The organism is Rhodococcus sp. MTM3W5.2 (assembly GCF_001984015.1).
In the GTDB taxonomy this organism is placed as follows: domain Bacteria; phylum Actinomycetota; class Actinomycetes; order Mycobacteriales; family Mycobacteriaceae; genus Rhodococcus_G; species Rhodococcus_G oryzae.
Genome location: NZ_CP019572.1, coordinates 1,013,439 through 1,032,720 on the forward strand (window position 1 = coordinate 1,013,439; position 19,282 = coordinate 1,032,720).

At 67.7% G+C, this 19,282-nt stretch carries 17 protein-coding genes and 1 pseudogene; 11 read left to right on the top strand and 7 right to left on the bottom strand.

The features are described from left to right. Positions 1–281 precede the first annotated feature (281 nt). Genes BTZ20_RS04835 through BTZ20_RS04850 form a run of 4 tightly spaced genes read left to right on the top strand, consistent with a single transcriptional unit; the run spans position 282 to position 3,453 of the window. A complete protein-coding gene (locus BTZ20_RS04835) occupies positions 282–1,514 on the top strand; it encodes a cytochrome P450 (protein WP_083742526.1) in 1,233 nt (410 codons plus the stop codon). After that, positions 1,514–2,377 (top strand): MFS transporter, encoded by an 864-nt coding sequence (locus tag BTZ20_RS04840; protein WP_145982211.1) that lies wholly within the window; start codon positions 1,514–1,516, stop codon positions 2,375–2,377. The genes BTZ20_RS04835 and BTZ20_RS04840 overlap by 1 nt, the downstream gene beginning before the upstream one ends. Continuing rightward, on the top strand, positions 2,368–2,697 hold the full coding sequence (locus BTZ20_RS04845) for a hypothetical protein (protein ID WP_077040590.1): 330 nt from the start codon (positions 2,368–2,370) through the stop codon (positions 2,695–2,697). Before BTZ20_RS04840 ends, BTZ20_RS04845 begins: the two co-directional genes overlap by 10 nt. Before the next feature lie 39 nt (positions 2,698–2,736). Beyond that, positions 2,737–3,453, top strand: a complete 717-nt coding sequence (locus BTZ20_RS04850; RefSeq protein WP_077043486.1) for an enoyl-CoA hydratase/isomerase family protein — start codon at positions 2,737–2,739, stop codon at positions 3,451–3,453. A gap of 21 nt (positions 3,454–3,474) precedes the next feature. On the opposite strand, the gene BTZ20_RS04855 is transcribed toward BTZ20_RS04850, so the two are convergent. Further along, positions 3,475–4,389, bottom strand: a complete 915-nt coding sequence (locus BTZ20_RS04855; protein ID WP_077040591.1) for an MBL fold metallo-hydrolase — start codon at positions 4,387–4,389, stop codon at positions 3,475–3,477. 442 nt (positions 4,390–4,831) lie between these two features. Here BTZ20_RS04855 and aceA point away from each other — a divergent pair, with 442 nt between their 5' ends. From aceA to metE, 3 genes are all read left to right on the top strand, one after another. Then, the gene (aceA, locus tag BTZ20_RS04860) at positions 4,832–6,121 is read left to right on the top strand and encodes an isocitrate lyase (protein WP_077040592.1); all 1,290 of its coding nucleotides are present in this window, start codon (positions 4,832–4,834) and stop codon (positions 6,119–6,121) included. 99 nt (positions 6,122–6,220) lie between these two features. Next, a complete protein-coding gene (locus BTZ20_RS04865; protein ID WP_077040593.1) occupies positions 6,221–7,117 on the top strand; it encodes a 3-hydroxybutyryl-CoA dehydrogenase in 897 nt (298 codons plus the stop codon). 105 nt (positions 7,118–7,222) lie between these two features. Next, on the top strand, positions 7,223–9,517 hold the full coding sequence (metE, locus tag BTZ20_RS04870; RefSeq protein WP_077040594.1) for a 5-methyltetrahydropteroyltriglutamate--homocysteine S-methyltransferase: 2,295 nt from the start codon (positions 7,223–7,225) through the stop codon (positions 9,515–9,517). Positions 9,518–9,636: 119 nt separating this feature from the next. Here the strand turns inward: metE and BTZ20_RS04875 are convergent, their stop codons facing one another. From BTZ20_RS04875 to BTZ20_RS04880, 3 genes are all read right to left on the bottom strand, one after another. After that, complete coding sequence (locus BTZ20_RS04875) at positions 9,637–10,902, bottom strand: cellulase family glycosylhydrolase (RefSeq protein WP_077040595.1); 1,266 nt, start codon at positions 10,900–10,902, stop codon at positions 9,637–9,639. Positions 10,903–10,958: 56 nt separating this feature from the next. Then, positions 10,959–11,174 (bottom strand): hypothetical protein, encoded by a 216-nt coding sequence (locus BTZ20_RS27695; RefSeq protein WP_223263635.1) that lies wholly within the window; start codon positions 11,172–11,174, stop codon positions 10,959–10,961. Between the two features lie 155 nt (positions 11,175–11,329). Then, positions 11,330–12,070 carry a hypothetical protein gene (locus tag BTZ20_RS04880; RefSeq protein ID WP_145982212.1) on the bottom strand — a complete coding sequence of 247 codons (741 nt, stop codon included), beginning with the start codon at positions 12,068–12,070 and terminating at the stop codon, positions 11,330–11,332. Between the two features lie 281 nt (positions 12,071–12,351). Between BTZ20_RS04880 and BTZ20_RS04885 the strand changes: the two are divergent. Next, positions 12,352–13,391 (top strand): annotated as a pseudogene (locus BTZ20_RS04885) (NAD(P)-dependent alcohol dehydrogenase). Here the strand turns inward: BTZ20_RS04885 and BTZ20_RS04890 are convergent. Together BTZ20_RS04890 and BTZ20_RS04895 are read right to left on the bottom strand one after the other, a co-directional pair. Further along, positions 13,358–14,812 carry an FAD-dependent oxidoreductase gene (locus tag BTZ20_RS04890; RefSeq protein WP_145982213.1) on the bottom strand — a complete coding sequence of 485 codons (1,455 nt, stop codon included), beginning with the start codon at positions 14,810–14,812 and terminating at the stop codon, positions 13,358–13,360. The pseudogene BTZ20_RS04885 and the gene BTZ20_RS04890 sit on opposite strands and share 34 nt — an antisense overlap. A gap of 119 nt (positions 14,813–14,931) precedes the next feature. Beyond that, positions 14,932–15,843 carry a LysR family transcriptional regulator gene (locus BTZ20_RS04895; protein WP_077040597.1) on the bottom strand — a complete coding sequence of 304 codons (912 nt, stop codon included), beginning with the start codon at positions 15,841–15,843 and terminating at the stop codon, positions 14,932–14,934. Positions 15,844–15,944: 101 nt separating this feature from the next. On the opposite strand from BTZ20_RS04895, the gene BTZ20_RS04900 reads away from it, so the two are divergent. The 3 genes from BTZ20_RS04900 to BTZ20_RS04910 all read left to right on the top strand — a co-directional run bounded on the left by BTZ20_RS04900 (position 15,945) and on the right by BTZ20_RS04910 (position 18,371). Beyond that, complete coding sequence (locus BTZ20_RS04900; RefSeq protein ID WP_077040598.1) at positions 15,945–17,003, top strand: YeiH family protein; 1,059 nt, start codon at positions 15,945–15,947, stop codon at positions 17,001–17,003. 130 nt (positions 17,004–17,133) lie between these two features. Beyond that, positions 17,134–17,700 carry a type 1 glutamine amidotransferase domain-containing protein gene (locus tag BTZ20_RS04905; RefSeq protein ID WP_077043488.1) on the top strand — a complete coding sequence of 189 codons (567 nt, stop codon included), beginning with the start codon at positions 17,134–17,136 and terminating at the stop codon, positions 17,698–17,700. Positions 17,701–18,149: 449 nt separating this feature from the next. Beyond that, positions 18,150–18,371, top strand: coding sequence for a hypothetical protein (locus BTZ20_RS04910; RefSeq protein WP_077043489.1), 222 nt, complete (start codon positions 18,150–18,152; stop codon positions 18,369–18,371). A 17-nt stretch (positions 18,372–18,388) separates the two neighbouring features. Here BTZ20_RS04910 and BTZ20_RS04915 read toward each other — a convergent pair whose 3' ends face one another. Next, on the bottom strand, positions 18,389–19,258 hold the full coding sequence (locus BTZ20_RS04915; protein ID WP_077040599.1) for a polyphosphate kinase 2 family protein: 870 nt from the start codon (positions 19,256–19,258) through the stop codon (positions 18,389–18,391). Positions 19,259–19,282: the final 24 nt, after the last annotated feature.

Below are 19,282 nucleotides of genomic sequence, written 5' to 3' on the forward strand. Positions count from 1 at the left end.
CGGATTCGGCCCGGTGATGGGTGGGTAGATCCGACACCTTGGGTACCTTCTGGTCCCCGCGCCGATGGCTCAATCTTGTTCATGTCACTTCGAGAACAGAAAGGAGGTAAGGAAATGCGTCGAATCAAGTTCACCGTCGCCGCTCTCGTCGGCTTTGTGCCGCGAAAAGCGCCGGGCATGTACGAATGGTCCTGACAATGTTTGACAGTGCGGGCGGTCGACTTCGATTTGGCCGCCCGCACTTTCATTGTGAGATATAAGATTTCATTGGGAGACGTAAAATGGCACAGCCACCACTCCTCGGGACATCTCGAGCGGCATTGGCGGAAACGTACGATCGTGGGCGGCTGGCCTTTCTGCTCGACGCCGCGGCGCTCGGTCCGATAGTCGAACTCTGGCCGGGGACTTTCCTCGTGTCGGGTCATCGCGAGGTACATGACGTACTTGTCGGATCCAATCGCAAGTTCTTGTCGACGCAGAACTTTCTCAGAAGCAAGGTGTCAGGCGACCTCGGATCCGAATCGGTGCAGCGGTGGATGAAGTCACGTAAGGCGGCCTCCGCGGCGTTGGCATCGCGCCAGCGACTCGAGGACCACCAAGTCGAACTCGCACGTGACACAAACGCGATCGTCGGGAGTTGGTCGGGGAGGACGGTCGGTGATCGAGAACTGATCGACACCTTGCAGATCCTCACGTCCGAGTCCATCACTCGGTACTGCTTCGGAACTCGAAACGCTGACGAGATTCCTGCTCTCGCACAAGAACTTCTCGATGCACTCTTCCCGATCACCGCGAGCCCTTTCGTCCTCCCCAGATGGTTGCGCTGGCGGCCCTCCGATCTGCGCGTCCGCAGGTCGCTACGCAATCTCGAATCGGCCGTGGCGAAACTGGCGCAGGCGCCCGGCGCGGACGGATTGTGTGATGACCTGCGATCCGCAGACCTCCCCCTCAAAGACGTTGTGCAGATGATTATTTCGACACTCCTGGCTGCGCATGGCGTCCCGGCGTCGGCCATCCTGTGGGGCATGGTCGAGCTCGGTGGGCGAACCGCCCTCCAAGAGCAGCTGCGAGGTGAGGGCGGTGCCGGTGCGCTCACGCGGGTGGTGTCGGAGACGCTCCGCCTGTGGCCGCCCTCGTGGATGTTGGGCCGTGACGCGGCCGAGGACATCCCTTTCGGGGACTGGGAAATGAAGGCGGGCAGCGTGGTGATGGTGTCGAGCTGGGTCACCCACCGGGTATCGCCCACCTTTGCGTCGACCGGTGGCGACTTCAGGCCCGAGCGGTGGGTCGACGCCGCGCCTGAGCGCGGCGAGTACATACCGTTCGGCGGTGGGCCGCGATGGTGCGTGGGCGCGAAGTTCGCGGAGCGGGAGATGTCGACCGTGTTGGGTGAGATCGTCCGAAGTTCCACGATGCGAATTCAGCTGTCCGGCGCCGAACTGAAGGTGAACGAGCGCAGAACCCTCACCCCCGAGGGCTTTTCGATGAGGTTCTACCTCCCGGACGGCTCGTGATGCGCGGAAGGCTCCGGTCCAGACTGGGGTTCGCCTTCCTTCTCGCCGGCCCCGTCGCAGATTCCGCCATCGTGGTGATAGCGGCAGGGCTCGTCATTGCGGCCGGGGGAGATGCGGCGCTCCTTGCCCTGGCCTTCGGCGCTCGATGCGTCGGAATTCTCGGAGCGGGGATCATTGCAGGCACGTTGGCGGACCGGCTCGACAAACGGGCGATCATTCTCTCGACTTACGCCGGTCGTTGCGCGCTGATTGCCGTACTTCCTGCGCTTGCGGGAGGACTTCACATTCTGCCCGTCATGATCGCCTTGGGCATGTGTAGTGGGCTGTCGCAGCCTGCCGCGGCAACCGCGGTCTATCTCTCGGTTCCACGCGACGATCGGGCGGGTCAGCTGGCGACCTGGCATTCGCTGAGCCTCACTGTGCAGGTGGTTTCGCCTGCGGCAGCGGCACTGCTCATCTCGGCCACCGGACCCACGATGTCAGCATTTCTGCTTGTCGCGGCCGTTGCGGTGGGTGCAACTGCCGCGGGTGCGGTCGCTCCGAGCCCGACGCGAACCGACGCCCCCTCGGGGCTGGTCCAGGACACGTGTGCGGGTTTCCGATTCATCAGGGACAGCCAGTGGCTGCGGACCGTGATCCTGGTGTCGGCGGCACAAACGGCGCTCCCGGTCCCGGCCTGGCTCCTGATCGTGAACGCGGGGTCGGGCGAGCGATGGTTCGCGGGCGCTCAGGGTTACCTCATGGCCCTGTTCGCGCTCGGTGGCATCGTCGCAACGAGGCTGCTGGGACGGCGGATTCCCTCTCGCGCAGCGCAGTCGGCGTTGCTGGCGCAGGGGCGATCTGCATCGGCCTGGTGGCGCTGAGCCTCTTTCCGCCGTTTGCCGTCATGGCAGGGGTGGCGCTCGTCGTCGGCGCCGCGATTCGATTGGGCAGCGTCTGGGCGGATGTCCTCGTCGCGACCCAAGTGCCCGAAGAGATGCTCGGACGGGTCGCCGGACTGGGCGCGACCCTCGCCAATGTGTGCATGCCGATCGGTTTCATGGTCGCAGGCGCGCTGCAGGCGCCACTCGGCCCTGCGATGACCGCGGGGCTCGCGGCCGCGGCGAGTGTGGCCATCACGGCCGTCGGTGTCATGCGGGTTTCGGCGCCTGCACAGGCTCTGCCGGTGCGGAGCACGGTCTGACATCCGGCGGTGGCCACGATCGGGGGCTATCGTCTCGCCATGCCTTATATGGAGCGCTCGGGAGACGTGTTCGTCCTCTACCTCGGAACCGAGGGTGAACGGGACGAGGAGAACGCGTTCAATCCGCGATGGCTCGACGAGACCGAGGCTCTGCTGGACGAGGTCGAAGCGAGTCAGGGCCCGGCCGCCCTGGTGACAACCGCGGTCGGGAAGTTCTATTCCACCGGCCTCGACACCGTCTGGGTCGCGCAGAACCTGGGTCAGCTCAATTCGTACATGGATCGTGTGCACGCGCTCTTCGCGCGGCTGTTGACCTTTCCGATGGCGACCGTCGCCGCGATGCCGGGCCACACGTTCGGCGGTGGAGCGATCCTGGCCACCGCGCACGACCATCAGGTGATGCGCGGTGACCGCGGGTTCTTCTGTCTGCCGGGCATCACGGTCGGCATCAGCTACACGCCGGGGGTTCTCGAATTGCTGACCGCACGTCTGCCCGGGCGAGCGGTGCACGCCGCGCTGACGAGCGGTCGCCGATACGGCGGGACCGACGCGCTGGCCCACGGACTCGTCGACGAGCTCGCAGCCGGGGACGACGTGCTCGCCAAGGCGGTCGGCCGTGCTCAGGGCCTGGTGCACACCCGCGGGCGCACGCTCGGCGAGATCAAGGGCTCGCTGTACGCGGGCGCCGTGGCCGCCCTCCGCACCCCGTCGGCCAGCTTGGAGACGCAGGAAGCGGCTGTGACGGCGCAAGGGTGACCACCAAGCGGTGACCGGCGGTCAGGCCCACGGGTCCTCACGGGCGAAGACGGTCGGGAAGCTCAGCGCCACGCCGTCCGCTTCGGCCAGCCGGGTGAGCACCGTCATCGTGCGGTCGAGGTCGTCGCCCGCGTAGGGGAGCGCGCGCAGTGGCTCGGACAGCGGCCGGGAGAAATCGTCCCAGTGGATCAGCACCGCGCGCCGGGCGCCGACCTCACGGACGGTCTCTCGCCAATAGTCCTCGATGTACTCCTCTGGCTGGATGCCGAGCTGCCCCACCCCGAGGTAGGCCACGTCGGCCCGCCTGCCCTCCAGCGCGCCCGGCACGTACCCCGCGCTGCCCTGCACGAGCAGCGACCTCCCGGAGGCCGGGTGGCCGACGATGATCGACCAGGCCTCGCCGCACCGGTAGGCCGACACCCTGCTCGGCGGAACGACCGGCTCGGTGATCTCGCCGGGAAAGCGATCGGGCGGGCAGTGATGTGACGCGATCATGGCGACCTCGAAGCCCCCGAGCCGCAGGCCGGCCCCGTCGGCGACGACCGCGATGCGATCGGCCTTCAGCCCGTGCCCGCGACCGATCGAGGCGGTGGACTCGCCGCCGACGAGCAGCCCACCGGTTCGTTCCGCGACGGCCGCGGAGTCCAGCGCGTGGTCGAAATGGGTGTGCACCGGGATGACCGCGTCGAGTCGGGTGACGGCCGCCCTGGAGAGAGCGGCGTCGATCCGGTCCGGGTCGGGGGCGATCCTGCCCAGCAGCACCCTCGGTAGGCCCGGCCTGGTGAAGAACCCGTCGGTCATGATCGCCGACGAGCCGTCGTCGAGGAGCAGGCTCGCGACGCCGAGAAACGTGACCGCGAGCCCGTCGGTCGCCGGGGTGAGGTCGAATCGATCGGCGTACCGGTTGATGTCGGGGCGTCCGAGCCGCAGTCTCATGCCGGCACGGTAGCCGGAGGCGTGGCGGGCGGCGCGGACCTCGTCGCGACGGTGCGAACGAGTCGTTCGGCGACCTGCGGGCGACGTGATTGCCCTCACAGCCGGGTCGGGTCCACCGTGATCGGGCCCCTGCACGGCCCTCCGTCGAGCCGGGATGTCGGCGCAACCGCGGCGGTTCGCGTGCCCCGAACAATCCGCAGGTCGGAACCTACTTGCCGGTAGATCACCAACCTACTTGCCGGTAGCCAAGCGCTCGCTTGGCCGGTATGAAGTTTGCAAAGTTAGCAACACCGGTTGAAAACCTAGCCAAGATTGGCATTAGCAACAGGTAGACGGCAGTTTTTGTGTATGCCACTCTCGTTAAGTACATACGAAGGGCCTGGCAAGGATGTGAAGCAGTACATCCGTACCGGACCAGCAGATACAAGAGAGTGGAGCCTCGATGTCGACCACCGGCACGCCGAAGACCGCAGCTGAGATCCAGCAGGATTGGGACACCAATCCCCGCTGGAAGGGACTCACCCGTAACTACACGGCCGAGCAGGTCGTCAAGCTCCAGGGCTCCGTCGTCGAGGAGGCCACCCTCGCCCGCCGTGGCTCGGAGATCCTGTGGGACCTCGTGAACAACGAGGACTACATCAACTCCCTCGGCGCCCTCACCGGCAACCAGGCCGTGCAGCAGGTGCGCGCCGGCCTCAAGGCCATCTACCTCTCCGGCTGGCAGGTCGCCGGTGACGCGAACCTCTCGGGTCACACCTACCCGGACCAGAGCCTCTACCCGGCCAACTCGGTGCCGCAGGTCGTCCGTCGCATCAACAACGCGCTGCTGCGCGCCGACGAGATCGCCAAGGTCGAGGGTGACACCTCCGTCGAGAACTGGCTCGCCCCGATCGTGGCGGACGGCGAGGCCGGCTTCGGTGGCGCGCTGAACGTCTACGAGCTGCAGAAGGCCATGATCGCGGCCGGTGTCGCCGGTTCGCACTGGGAGGACCAGCTCGCGTCGGAGAAGAAGTGCGGCCACCTCGGTGGAAAGGTGCTCATCCCGACCCAGCAGCACATCCGCACCCTGACCTCGGCGCGTCTCGCTGCCGACGTCGCGGACGTCCCCACCGTCGTCATCGCGCGTACCGACGCCGAGGCCGCCACCCTCATCACCTCCGATGTGGACGAGCGTGACCGCCCGTTCCTCGACGGCACCCGCACCGCCGAGGGCTTCTACGGCATCAAGAACGGCATCGAGCCCTGCATCGCTCGCGCCAAGGCCTACGCCCCGTACTCCGACCTCATCTGGATGGAGACCGGCGTGCCGGACCTCGAGGTCGCCAAGAAGTTCGCCGAGGCCGTCCGCAGCGAGTTCCCGGACCAGCTGCTGGCCTACAACTGCTCCCCGTCCTTCAACTGGAAGCAGCACCTGGACGACGCGACCATCGCGAAGTTCCAGAAGGAGCTCGGCGCGATGGGCTTCAAGTTCCAGTTCATCACCCTCGCGGGCTTCCACTCGCTCAACTACGGCATGTTCGACCTGGCGCACGGCTACGCCCGCGAGGGCATGACCGCCTTCGTCGACCTGCAGGAGCGCGAGTTCAAGGCCGCCGAGGAGCGTGGCTTCACCGCCATCAAGCACCAGCGTGAGGTCGGCGCCGGCTACTTCGACAGCATCGCCACCACGGTTGACCCCAACACGTCCACCGCGGCGCTGAAGGGCTCCACCGAAGAGGGCCAGTTCCACTAGGAACCCCCGCTTCACCTGCACGACCCGTCCCACCCACCGCGGGGCCCACAGCCCGGGCCCCGCGGTGTGGACGACTCCACTAGACGATGAGGAGCTGACGTGACCAGCGAAAAGATTCAGCGCGTCGGCGTGATCGGCGCAGGCATCATGGGCGCCGGAATCGCCGAGGTGTGCGCCCGCGCACATGTCGATGTTCTGGTGTTCGAGCAGACCCGCGAGCTCGCCGCGGCAGGCCGCGCCCGCATCCTGCGGTCGCTGGACCGCGGTGTGAGCAGCGGCAAGATCACCGAGCGCGAGCGGGAGCAGGCCGCCTGGCGGCTGCGCTTCACCTCCGATCTCGGCGACTTCGCCGACCGGCAGCTCGTCGTGGAGGCCGTCCTCGAGGACGAGAAGGTCAAGAGCGCGATCTTCGCCGAGCTCGACCAGGTCGTCACGGACCCGAACGCGGTGCTGGCGTCCAACACCTCCTCCATCCCGATCATGAAGCTGGGCATCGCCACCAAGGCGCCCGAGCGTGTGATCGGCATGCACTTCTTCAACCCGGTGCCCGTGCTCCCGCTCGTCGAGCTGGTCACCACCCTCAAGACCAGCGCCGCGGTCTCCGAGCGGGCCGAGCAGTTCGCCAGCGAGGTCCTCGGCAAGCAGGTCGTCCGTTCGGCCGACCGCTCTGGCTTCGTCGTCAACGCGCTGCTCGTGCCGTACCTGCTGTCGGCGATCCGGATGGTCGAGTCCGGTTTCGCGACCAAGGACGACGTGGATCGCGCGATGGTGCTGGGCTGCAACCACCCGATGGGTCCGCTGGCCCTGACGGACCTGGTCGGCCTCGACACCGTCAAGTCGATCGCGGACTCGATGTACGAGGAGTTCAAGGAGCCGCTGTACTCGGCGCCGCCGCTGCTGCTGCGCATGGTCGAGGCCGGCCTCGTCGGCAAGAAGTCCGGCGCGGGCTTCTATGAGTACGGCGAGAACGGTCGGAGCACGAAGAAAGCAAGCTAGCCAGCTTCACCAGTACGCACCTTCGGCGCCCGTGCGCGATTTTCACCCCTGCCGGGGTACCGATCGCGCACGGGCGCGAAGCGCATCGAGGGAGAGGTCGACACGATGTCCAACAGCGCCGCCACCTACGGCTCCAGCGTCCTGGGGTACCCCAGGATCGGGCCCCGACGCGAACTCAAGCGGGCACTCGAGGCGTATTGGCACGGGAAGTCCAGCCAGGCCGAGCTGATCGCCGTCGGCCGGGAGCTCCAGGAGCAGACCTGGAGCGAGCTGGCCGCGACCGGCCTGACGCAGGTCCCCGGCAACACCTTCTCCTACTACGACCACGTGCTGGACAACGCGCTGCTCTTCGGCGCCGTGCCCGGCCGGTTCGCCCCGCTCGAGGGCGAGCTCAACGAACTCGACTTCTACTTCACCATGGCCCGCGGCAGGCCCGACTTCCCGCCGCTGGAGCTGGTGCGGTTCATCGACACCAACTACTACTACCGCCAGCCCGAGCTCGACGAGCGCACCGTGTTCACCCTGCGCGCCGACGCGCTGATGGACGAGTTCGAACGGGCCAAGGCGCGCGGCATCGAACTGCGCCCTGTGCTCCTTGGCCCCGTCTCGCTGTTGCTGCTGTCGAAGGCGAGCGCCGATGCGGTGGACGACTTCTCGGTGCTCGACCTGCTGGATTCGCTGCTGCCGCAGTACGAGGCGCTGTTCGAGTTGCTCGCCAAGGCCGGTGCCACCTGCGTCCAGCTCGATGAGCCCGCCTTCACCCAGGACCGCACCCAGGAGGAACTGGCCGCGCTCGACAGGGCGTACACCACGCTGTCGCACGCGCCGCTGCGGCCGCGGATCCTGGTCACCGGTCCGTACGGGAATCTCGGTGAGGCCCTGCCGATCCTGGCCGCCACCAAGGTCGAGGCGCTCGGACTCGACCTGGTCTACGGCAAGGTCCCGGCCGACGAGCTGGCGAAGATCCCCGGCCTCAAGCGCAAGCGCATCTACGCGGGCGTCGTGAACGGCCGAAATGTCTGGCGGGCAGACAACCTCGTCACGCTCACCTACCTGTCCTCGCTCAAGGACGTGATCCCGGATCTGGTGGTCTCGACGTCCTGTTCGCTGATGCACGTGCCGTACGACGTGCTGGCCGAGTGGGAACTCGACGGCGACGTCGCGGACCGGCTCGCCTTCGCGAAGCAGAAGGTCGGCGAGGTGGTCTCGCTGGCCAAGGCGCTCACCGAGGGCCCGTCCGAGCGCTGGCGCAAGAAGCCGACGAAGGTGCATTTCAAGCAGAAGCACGAAGTGCGCCAACGGGTCTACGCCATCAAGGCCGAGGACCGCATCCGTGCTCCGTACGAGGTCCGTCGGCTGGCTCAGCAGGAGAAGCTGAACCTGCCGAAGGTGCCGGCGACGACTCTCGGTTCGTTCCCGCAGACCGACGCCGTCCGCCAGGCGCGGTACGAGCTGGGCCAGGGACGGCTGGAGTGGGCGGACTACGTCAAGCGGATCCAGGCCGAGATCGAGAGCACGATCCGGCTGCAGGAGGACATCGGCCTCGACGTCTTCGTGCACGGCGAGCACGAGCGCAACGACATGATCCAGTACTTCGCCGAGCTGATGGACGGATTCGCGTCCACGCACAACGGCTGGGTGCAGGCCTACGGCTCGCGCTGCGTGCGGCCGCCGATCCTGTACGGCGACGTCCGCAGGCGGGCGCCGATGACCGTGGAGTGGATCGGCTACGCGCAGTCGCTGACCGACAAGCCGGTCAAGGGCATGCTCACCGGTCCGATCACCATGCTGGCGCGCTCGTTCGTCCGGCAGGACCAGCCGTTGCACGAGACGGCGGACCAGTTGGCGCTGGCGATCCGGGATGAGGTGGCCGACCTGGAGGCCGCGGGCATCTCGATCATCCAGGTCGACGAGCCTGCGGTCCGGGAGCTGTTGCCGCTGCGGGCGGGCGGGCGCAAGGAGTACCTGGACTGGGCAGTCGACGCGTTCAAGCTGGCGACCGGCGGTGCCAAGCCGGAGACGCAGATCCACACGCACCTGACCTACACGACTCAGAAGTCGGTGGTGGACGCGATCGAGCGGATGGACTGCGACGTGACCGCGATCGTGGCGACCCGTTCGATCACCTGGGTGCTCGACGCCATCAAGGACCGCAAGCTCACCCACGGCGTTGGACCCGGTGTGTACGAGAGCCGTTCGGCCCGAATCCCGGACATCGACGAGCTCGACGAGCTGCTCACCGAGGCCTCGGAATCGGTGGAGCTGGACCGGCTGTGGGCCAATCCGGACGGCGGCCTCAAGACCAGGCACTACTGGCAGCTCGAGCCCTCGCTGCGGAACCTGGTGGCGGCCGCTCGGCGGTTGCGGCGCCGGGCAGCGAACGACGGCGCGAGCGCGTAGCGCGTCGATCCCGCGCACCCGCCGCCGCCCGTGAGGGGTCGCGGTAGTGGCGGGTGCGGCTCCTGCACGGAGGGCCCCGAACCGAGATCGGTTCGGGGCCCTCCGCGTCGGTGCACCCGTCAGGATCCCGTGCTCGACAGTGCCGACGATCCGCTCCACAGCGCCGACGATCCGCCCGACAACGCCGACGATCCGCCCGACGCGCTACCCGAGTCGCCCGGGAGGTTCTTCCCGTCGGAACCGGTTCCGTGGATACGCACCGTCACCTTCGCACCCGCGTCGGCCTCGACCGTCACGATGCGCGCGCCTGCCGGCGAGGTCACCCGGCCGCCCTCCGCCTCGGCGACGTAGCCGTCCGGGTACTGCAGGTCCGAGACGTAGATCTCGGTGGGCTTCGCCGCCGCTCGCGCGGTGTAGGCGTATTGGAAGTCGCCGCCGTCGGGATTGAACCGGAGCCGGCCCGGGGTGCCCGCGGTCGCACGGGGATAGGTGCGCACCAACTGAGCGCCGACCTCGCCGACGAACGGGTCATACCCGGCCACCGGCCCGATCGACGTGTACTGCCAGTAGTGCCAGCCGACGAACCGCTCGTCGGCCCTGGACGCGGTGGCCGCGAGCGTGTCCGGGTCGACGTCGCCGAACTCGGTGACCAGTATCGGGCGGCCGGTGCGGGAGCCGAGCGCGTCGATGTTGCCCCACGTCTTGTCGTGCTGGACCGGGCAGGCCGCCGTCGTCCAGTCGGGCAGCCCGCTGTAGATGCTCATCTGGCTGGGGATGCAGTAGTCGTGCACGGACAGCGCGATGTTCGGATCGGTGATGGCCGGCGTCGCGGGCGGGTTGCCGAGGTTGCTGGGCATCGTCTGGTTCCAGGTGACGTTCGGTTCCCAGTACACCGGCACGGTGGGGCTGGCGGACCGGATGCGGTCGGTGACGCGCTGCATCGCCGCCTGGTACTTCTTGTCGAAGCTCGGGCAGCCGCCTGGGAAGCAGGTCAGGAAGGGCGATCCCGGCCACGGTTCGTTCAGCACCTCGATGCCGAGGACGGCCGGGTTGCCCTGGACCTTCGTGGCCAGCGCCGCGAGGGCAGTGCCGAGGTGGTCGAGTACGCCGTTCTTGTTGGACCAGACCTCGTCCCAGCCGGCGTTCATGCTCGACATCAGGTAGTTCATCGGGAATCCGGGGTTCGGTTCGCCGGGGCCGGGCCTCGCCTCAATGGACCACTCCGGGAAACCGTTGCCGCCCCAGGGCTTGCTCAGGCTGTCCTGGTGGTTGTCGAGCAACACGTAGATGCCGCGGTCTCCGAGGATGTCGACTGTGTCGGCGATCCGGTTGATGTAAGCGGAGTCGATCTGGCCCCGCTCGGGCATCAGCCCGTCGAAGGACACGCCCAGGCGGACGGTGTTGAACCCGTGCCGGGCGAGCAGGTCGGCGTCGGCGGCGGTCAGTCCGTCCCCGGGGTGAGGTACGGCGCTTCCTTGTCGACGTTGTTCACCCCATGCATCAGCACCGTGCGCCCGTACCCGTCGACGAGAGATCGTCCCTCGACGCGGATCTGGCTGACCGGGGTCGGAGGCACTTCGTCGGCGAAGGCCAACGCGGGTGTAGGCGCGAAAAGTGTTCCGAGCACCGCGATTGTGGTCGCGAGTGATCTACGCATGAAACTCCTCCGGGAATAACCGACCCAGTTGGACATTTGTCCAACTGGCGAATTGTAGGGGAATTCCAGGTGTCCATGTTGCTTTTTTACGGTCCGGTCCGGTCCGGTGCGGCGGGTGCGGCGGGCCGCAATCGGACGGCAAAGCAGGGCCGTGCCTATCGGCCGGCTCCGCTCCCGGTCTCGATCAGCAACGGGATCCTGCCCGCGTAGTCGACAGGCAGATAGATCTCGCGGCTCCTCGTCCAGGCCTGGCCGGACAGTGGGTCATACTCGCCGGGCATCGAAATCCCCAGTGGCGCATAGGCGCGGAACCCGTTGGCCTCCGCGGTTCGGGTGGCCCGCCACTGGTGGTCTCCGAACGCCACCACGCCGGCGAGGTCGGTCGCCAGTGACGCGCCGCGCAGGGCGGCGACCTTCGCTGCGGCCCCATCGGTCGACAGATACGCGAGCGTCCCGTCGGGGCGAACGTCGGCCGCGATGGCCACGACGTCGTCCATGCCGTACTTGGTACGCAGGACATCCGCGATCGGCGTCTGTGCGTAGACCGGGACGTCCCGATCGCCGCGCGCCGCGACGACCGTGTCCGCGAGTGCCTCGTTGACCGGGCCCGGCTCGCCCTCCGTTCGCTCGGGGTCTGCCCCCGCCGGCATCCTGTTGCCGAAGCTGAAGGCGACGATCAGCGTGAACCGGTCGGCCGGCAGGGTCGGCACCGCCCACGCGTCGCCGGACCCCGTGCCGTCCTGGGACTGGCTCGACGCCGGCGCATCCGCGACGTGCGGTGTCTCGGCGGCGACTGCCGCGGGAACCGGCGCGGCGGCGAGCGCCAGCAGGAGCGCCCCCGTCGTCACGGATCGCGCGGGTACTCGCCGTGGTGGTCGCTGCTGGCTGGTCCTCATCGGTGAACACTCCTTCTCGTAGTCGGCATATCCGCAGTTCAGCGCATCGCGTCCGACAGACGGCCTCCGCTTGGAGGCAAATGCTAAGTGCTCACTAGGTCTTCTGGATGACATTCGAGAAGACCCGGCATGAACGTCTCCGATAGCTCGGTAGGGCCGGCTACGGCCGGACGTAGCTCGGTAGGGCCGGCTACGGCCGGACGCGGCTGAGCCTCGACCGCGAGACCTGAAATGAGGCAGGCACGTTGCGCGGAATCGGTTCGGCCTATAGAAACTTACGAATGCTCACAGTTTCCGCCTACGCCGCGACCAGTGCCGATGGACCGCTCGAGAAGGTCGGCATCGAGCGCCGGGACCTGGGTCCGCTCGACGTGCTCATCGAGATCAAGTACTCGGGCATCTGCCACTCCGACATCCACACCGCACGCAACGAGTGGGGCGGCACCCACTATCCGGTGGTGCCGGGCCACGAGATCGCGGGCGTCGTCGCCGCCGTCGGCTCCGAGGTCACCCTGCACGAGGTCGGGGACCGCGTCGGCGTCGGCTGCTTTGTCGACTCCTGCGGCGCCTGCGATGCCTGTGCGTCCGGGGACGAGCAGTACTGCACCAAACGCGTTGTACAGACCTATAACTCGCGTATCGGTGACGGCGAGTACACGATGGGCGGGTACTCCACCCACATCGTGGTCACCGAGGGTTCGTGCTCAGCATCCCGGACGGTCTCGCGCTGGACGTCGCCGCGCCGCTGCTCTGCGCAGGCATCACGCTGTACTCGCCGCTGCGGCACTGGGGCGCGGGTCCCGGCAAGCAGGTGGCGATCATCGGCATGGGTGGGCTCGGGCACGTCGGGGTGAAGATCGCCGCCGCGCTCGGCGCGGAGGTGACCGTGCTGAGTCAGACGCTGAGCAAGCAGGACGACGGCCTGCGCTTCGGTGCCCATCACTACTACGCGACGAGCGATCCCGCGACCTTCAAGGCGCTGCGGTCGAGGTTCGACCTGATCCTCAACACCGTCTCGGTGAACCTCGACATCGACCTGTACATGTCGACCCTCGCGGTCAACGGGGCGCTGGTGGAGCTCGGACTGCCGGAGAAGCCGATCCGGGTCAGCGGATTCTCGCTGGCGGCCAACCGGCGCAGCCTGGCCGGGTCGATGGTCGGCGGCATCGCCGAGACGCAGGAGATGCTGGACTTCTGTGCCGAGCACGGGATCGGCGCAGAGATCGAGGTGATCTCCGCGGACCGCATCAACGAGGCGTACGACCGGGTGGTGCGCAGCGATGTGCGCTATCGCTTCGTGATCGACGCCGGGACCTTCTGACGCATCAGGCGAAGGCGATCGACCCGCGCTGATCGGGTGAGGACCGGTGCCAGGACCCTCGGGTGAAAGATCCGGGCAGGCGAATCGATCATGTTCGCCACCCGCACGAATTGGACCAGCACCCGCGGATCGCGCGCCGCGAGCGCATGGACCCTGCCTAAGTACCAGTTCATGAATGCGGTACCGAATGGCGGATCACCGTGTGTTCCAGGCCAGTTCATGTCCTCTCCCGCGGCCATCCGCCACGGTGCTTCGAGCCTCCGCGGCACTCGCTTCCGGAAACGGTTGGCGATCGCATCGAGGCTGTCACCCTTGCGGACTCCCCGTTCGAGGCATTCTCGCAACGTCATCGCATCCAGGGCACTGGTCGTCATGCCCTGGCCGTAGATCGGGTTGAAGCTGCACAGACTGTCACCGAGCACGATCAGGCCGCCCGGGAAGCGTTGCATCCGTTCGTAATACCGGCGGGTGTTGGCGCGAAACCTGTACCCCACGCTCGGTGTCAAGGGCACCCCGTCGCGCATGAACGTGTAGATGTCGGGCGCCTCGAGGCTGCGCGCGAACTCGAGGAGTCCGTCGTCGTCGCGTGGGGGGTGGTCCCCGTTCCAGCCTCCGAGCATGACGATCCAGCGCTGATCTTCCACGGGGAACACGACGCCCAGCCGTTTCCCGTGTGGGGGCGTCGGCGCGATGATCAGTGCCTTCCACGGGTGGTCCTCGAGCGGCGGGCGGTCATAGAACCGCGTCGCGTATCCGACATCGACGTCGATGACCGACATCGCGGGTCGTTCGTACCCCAATTCCTCGAGCCAGCGCGGAGTCCCGGAACCGCGACCGCTCGCGTCGACCACCAGGTCGGCGGCGACGGTCTCCTCTGCGGCGCCTGCTCGGTGCGACTGGACCACCACCCCGGTGATCCTGCCTGCATCGGCGGCGAATCTCTTGACGTGGCATTGATCGACGAGACGGATGTTGGAGATCTGGCACACCCGCATGCGGATGTGCCATTCGAGGAACGGTCGCGTCTGACACGTGATGCGGATTCCGCTCGGTACTCGCAGTTTCCACACGCCGCGGTGGTACCAGGCGAAGTCCGTCGTCATCTCGACCTCGGCCGATCCGCCCGCGACCAGTTCGGCGGTGAGGCCGGGGAAGGACTCCTCCATCAGGGTCAGGCCCCGTTTCCAGATGCTGTGCACGTGGCGGCCCTGCGGCACCCCCGTACGCGGCTCGGCGTTGTCGGCCAGATGATCCTTCTCGAATATCGTGACCGTGCCGAAGTGGTCCGAAAGGACGCGGGACGCGAGCAGGCCGGCGATGCTGCCGCCGATGACGACGGCGTGGGTGTCGCGGCGGGCCGCGGTCTCGGTGCCTGCGGCCGCTCGGGCGACGCGGCGGCCAAGGACTGTGTGGTGATTCATGGTGGAACTCCCGTCAACCGGACACCCCCACCCTGATCCACGAACTCGAACCGGACCACGCCCCCTTGGGTGATCTTCCGGGACCCACGGGGTGATACAACGACCCCTAGGGTGCCGATTCAGCCGGCGCGCTCTTGTGCGGTCCTTCGTACGAGCCGCACGAGATCGCCTGCGGGACCGTCGAGTTGGCGAGGCGGTCGCCAGACGGCTCGGAGGGTCCGGCCGAGTTCGAGGCCGTCGACGTGGATCACCCGCAGCTCGCCGGTTCGCACCTGATCCTTGACCGCGAGCGTACTGAGGACGGCGGGTCCCACCCCGCCGAGCACGCTCGTCCGGATGGCGGCGGCACTGCCGAGTTCGAGGATCGGCTGCGCGCGCTCGTATTCCTGGAGGGCCAGGTCGAGTGTGGTCCTGGTGCCCGACCCGGGCTCACGGACCAGGAGCGAGGTGGCGGCGAGTTCGGCGATCGTCAGCGGCCGCCGTCGCCGGGTCCACGGGTGATCGGGCGGAACGACCACGACCAGTTGGTCACGAGCGACGGTGATGCTGTGCAGCGAGGGCGGGACCGAGGGGGATTCGACGAAACCGACATCGCAGGAGCCGTCGGCGACACAGTCGAAGACCTGAGCCGAGTTGCGGACCTGAAGATGGACTGTCACATCGGGATTCAATCCCCGGAACCGGCCCAACCATCCCGGCATCAGGTGCTCGGCCACGGTCATGCTGGCGCCGATGGTCAGTTCCGCCGAGCGCTCGGCGCGCATCCCCTCGGCGACATCGAGCAGTTGGCTCGCGTCGGCGAGGACTTGGCGTGCCCAATGGGCGATGACGGTCCCCTGGGGCGTCAGCGTCGAACCGGTCGGTTTGCGCTGCAGCAGGGGCATTCCGAACTGCCGCTCGAGTTGCTTCATGGATCGGCTGGCATTCGGCTGCGCGATGCCCGCGATCCGGCTGGCCGCGCTGAGGCTCCCGTGGTCGTCGACGCCGACGAGCAGTTCGAGGACGCCCATCTCGGGCCAACGGCGGGTCATACGCGCATGGTATGCCTAACGGGATCTCCATATCACTGTGATATGAGGTGTTGGTAAATCACCGGCTACCGTACTTAGCTCGGGTAACGGACAGTCGATACATGAGCACAGAACTGAGCGGGTCGAATCTCGTTCGCGATCGGGGAGCCGCGGATACGCCGCCCGTGCGGCCGGGCAATGAGCGGACCGATGTCCTTCCCGGCATCGCGCTCAGCGTGGTCGGCACGCTGGTCGCGATGGGCGTGGGGCGGCTCGTGCCGACCGTGAGCCCGATGCTGATCGCGATCGTGGCGGGGGCACTCGTGGCGAACCTGTTCACGATCGCGCCGCGGTTTCGCCCCGGGCTGGCCTTCTCGTCCAAGCGCCTGCTCCGGGTGGGCATCGCGCTGCTCGGGCTGCAGCTGATGTTCAGCGACATCCTCGGGCTCGGCTGGGGCGTCATCGCGGTTGTCGTGGCGATCGTGTGCCTCGGCATGGCCGGGACGATGTATGCGGGCAAGCTGCTCGGGCTGTCGTGGACCCAGCGGGTCCTGATCGCCTGTGGATTCTCCATCTGCGGCGCGGCGGCGGTCGCGGCCGCGGACGGGGTCATCGACGCCCGCGAGGAGGAGCTGCTCACCGCGGTCGCCCTCGTGGTCATCTTCGGAACCCTGATGATCCCGGCGATCCCACTCCTGTCGAGCGCCATGGGGCTCAGCGAGGAGGCTGCCGGCATGTGGGCGGGCGGTGCCATCCACGAGGTCGCCCAGGTGGTCGCGGCCGGAGGAGCGATCGGCGGGGCCGCACTGGCCGTCGCCACCGTCGTCAAGCTCGCCCGGGTGCTCATGCTCGCCCCGGTGATGGCCTACCTGAGCGTGCGCAGTCGGCGCCTGCCCGCCGGTGGCGCCGGTGCCGCTCAGCGCCCGCCGCTCGTACCGCTGTTCGTGCTGGCCTTCATCGCGTGTGTGGGGTTGCGGTCGACCGGACTGCTGCCCGGATCCGTCCTGGCCGTTGCCGGACTGGCGCAGACGGCGCTGCTCACCGCCGCGATGTTCGCCCTCGGCGCCGGGGTGCGCCTTGCGGTCATCCGGGACGTCGGCCCCCGTCCCTTCGTGCTGGCGAGCCTGTCGACCGTCTGGGTCGCGTCGATCGCGCTGGTGGGTGTCCTGCTGGTGAGCTGACACCAGGACCACCCCTGGTCGTAGCCCCGATCGAGCGCCATACTCGGTGCATGCCCGGGTGCGTTCGCTGCGGTGGCGGCTGCCCGGGGAGATCCGGGCGCCGCAGGCGAGCGCAGAAGGAGTCGGGGCGATGTCTAGGCAACTCGAGGGTCACCGGGTGGCGATCCTGGCGACAGACGGCGTCGAGCAGGACGAGCTGGTGGAGCCGCGCCGCGCGGTCGAGGAGGCGGGCGCCGCGGTCACGCTGATAGCCCTCGAGCCTGGGGAGATCCAGGCATTCCGTGCAGATGTGCAGCCGGCGGACCGTTTCCCGGTCGATCTGGTCGTCGCGCGCGCGAGCGTCGACGACTTCGACGGACTGATCCTTCCCGGCGGCACGATGAACCCGGACCGGCTCCGGGTCGACGACCACGCGGTCGCTTTCGTGCGGCACTTCGTGCACGTGGGCAAGCCGGTCGGCGCGATCGGACACGGTCCGTGGATGTTGCTCGAGGCGGATGTGGTCGGAGGTCGGACCCTGACCAGCTGGCCGAGCCTGCGCACCGACATCATCAACGCGGGCGGCAGCCACGTGAGCGAGAAGGTCGTGGTGGACCGGAACCTGGTCACCAGCCGCGGGCCTGCGGACCTGCACTGGTTCTGCGCGGCGATCGTCGGCAAGTTCACCCAGATGCCGCAGCCGGTCGAGCCCTTCTGACGCCTTGTCGAGGCGCGAGAACCGGGCGTAGCGTCGACACAAAGGTCGATCCTCGAGTAGAGGAGGAGTGAGCATGTTCCAGAATCTGTTCGCCGACATGAGGCTGAATATGTTCTCCGAGCAGCTACGACAGTTCCCGGGGCGGGTGCGTCGGTTCCCCGAGAAGCTGAGTCTGTTCTCCGAGTGGATTGGTTATGCCCTTGGACTCGTTGCCGTCCTCACGTTTGCTCTGAGCGTGGTCGCGGCGGCGTCGGGCTTCACCGGCTGGGCGATCGTGGCGGCCCTGGTATGCGTGGGTTGCGTGCTGATCGGTTCGAGCATCGTGAGCAGCGCCGTTGTCCACGATCGACGAGTGCACCAGCACACCCCCGCTTCCCGCTGCCCGGCGGCGACCGCTGGCCCGTGCGATGACGACAAGCGGCGACGCCGCCGGCCGAGAGGAGCCAGCGATGAGTCTGAACATTTTCGCCGGGTGGGTCGGCTTCGGCTGCGTCCTGCTCACCGCGCTCACCCTGGGGATGTTCCTGGTGGCGGCGGGGTCCGGTCACCCCGGCTGGGCCATCGTCGCCGGGTCGGCACTGGTCGTCGTGATCACGACGGCCGTGGCCGTGGTGGGCGGCACCATCCACCACGACCACAAGCTGGGCCGCGATACGCCGCACTTCCCTTGACTCCGTGAAGCGGAGGCTCAGGACTCGGCGAGCCGGGCCTTCTCCACCTCGATGTCGAAATCGGCGGGTGGCCAGTCCAGATCGAGCTTCTCCAGCGCGTCGATGAGCAATTCGGTGACGGCCAGCCTGCTGTACCACTTGCGGTCGCAGGGCACCACGTGCCACGGCGCGTGCTCGGTCGACGTCCGGTCGAGCATGGCCTGGTACGCCTTCTGATATTCCGGCCAGAAGCCGCGCTCGGTGATGTCGCCCGGGTTGAACTTCCAGTACTTGTCGGGCCGCTCGAGCCGTTCGGCCAGGCGGGCCTTCTGCTCGTCCAGCGACACGAACATCGCCACCTTGACGATCGTCGTACCGGCCTCGACCAGTTCCCGCTCGAACGTGTTGATCTCCTCGTAGCGCGGCTCCCACACCTCCGGCGGCACCAGGTTGTGCACCCGCACCACCAGCACGTCCTCGTAGTGGGACCGATCGAACACGCCGAGCTGTCCGTTCCTCGGCAGGGCCTTGCGGATGCGCCACAGGTAGTCGTGGCGCTTTTCCTCCGGGGTCGGGACCCCGAAGGAGGCGTGGTCGACTCCCTGCGGGTCCACGTGGCCGATCACGTGCCGGAGCATCCCGCCCTTGCCCGCGGTGTCCATACCCTGCAGCACCAGCAGCACCGAGCGGGTGTCGCCGGATCGTCCGTTGGCGTACAGCAGCTCCTGGAGGGCGGACAGGCGTGCGCCGCGCTCCTCGAGCAGTCGCTCGCCCAGCGCCTTGTCGCCGACGAAGCCGGGGGTGCCCTTGGTGACGATGTCGGCAACCCGGGTGTCCGGCGTCGCCCGCAGCGCCTGGACCGCGGGGATCTCCCAGTTGTCGGCTGGTTCCTTCGGAAGCTTGGCCATCTCGTGACTGTAGTCACGGCGCCG

Excerpts from the sequence above, each read along its gene's own strand:
- BTZ20_RS04905 (WP_077043488.1), top strand. The coding sequence starts at position 17,134 with ATGTCTAGGCAACTCGAGGGTCACCGGGTGGCGATCCTGGCGACAGAC.
- BTZ20_RS04890 (WP_145982213.1), bottom strand. The coding sequence starts at position 14,812 with ATGAATCACCACACAGTCCTTGGCCGCCGCGTCGCCCGAGCGGCCGCA.
- BTZ20_RS04850 (WP_077043486.1), top strand. The coding sequence starts at position 2,737 with ATGCCTTATATGGAGCGCTCGGGAGACGTGTTCGTCCTCTACCTCGGA.
- BTZ20_RS04900 (WP_077040598.1), top strand. The coding sequence starts at position 15,945 with ATGAGCACAGAACTGAGCGGGTCGAATCTCGTTCGCGATCGGGGAGCC.
- BTZ20_RS04840 (WP_145982211.1), top strand. The coding sequence starts at position 1,514 with ATGCGCGGAAGGCTCCGGTCCAGACTGGGGTTCGCCTTCCTTCTCGCC.
- BTZ20_RS04915 (WP_077040599.1), bottom strand. The coding sequence starts at position 19,258 with ATGGCCAAGCTTCCGAAGGAACCAGCCGACAACTGGGAGATCCCCGCG.
- BTZ20_RS27695 (WP_223263635.1), bottom strand. The coding sequence starts at position 11,174 with ATGCGTAGATCACTCGCGACCACAATCGCGGTGCTCGGAACACTTTTC.
- BTZ20_RS04910 (WP_077043489.1), top strand. The coding sequence starts at position 18,150 with ATGAGTCTGAACATTTTCGCCGGGTGGGTCGGCTTCGGCTGCGTCCTG.
- BTZ20_RS04835 (WP_083742526.1), top strand. The coding sequence starts at position 282 with ATGGCACAGCCACCACTCCTCGGGACATCTCGAGCGGCATTGGCGGAA.
- BTZ20_RS04855 (WP_077040591.1), bottom strand. The coding sequence starts at position 4,389 with ATGAGACTGCGGCTCGGACGCCCCGACATCAACCGGTACGCCGATCGA.
- BTZ20_RS04895 (WP_077040597.1), bottom strand. The coding sequence starts at position 15,843 with ATGACCCGCCGTTGGCCCGAGATGGGCGTCCTCGAACTGCTCGTCGGC.
- BTZ20_RS04880 (WP_145982212.1), bottom strand. The coding sequence starts at position 12,070 with ATGAGGACCAGCCAGCAGCGACCACCACGGCGAGTACCCGCGCGATCC.
- metE (WP_077040594.1), top strand. The coding sequence starts at position 7,223 with ATGTCCAACAGCGCCGCCACCTACGGCTCCAGCGTCCTGGGGTACCCC.
- aceA (WP_077040592.1), top strand. The coding sequence starts at position 4,832 with ATGTCGACCACCGGCACGCCGAAGACCGCAGCTGAGATCCAGCAGGAT.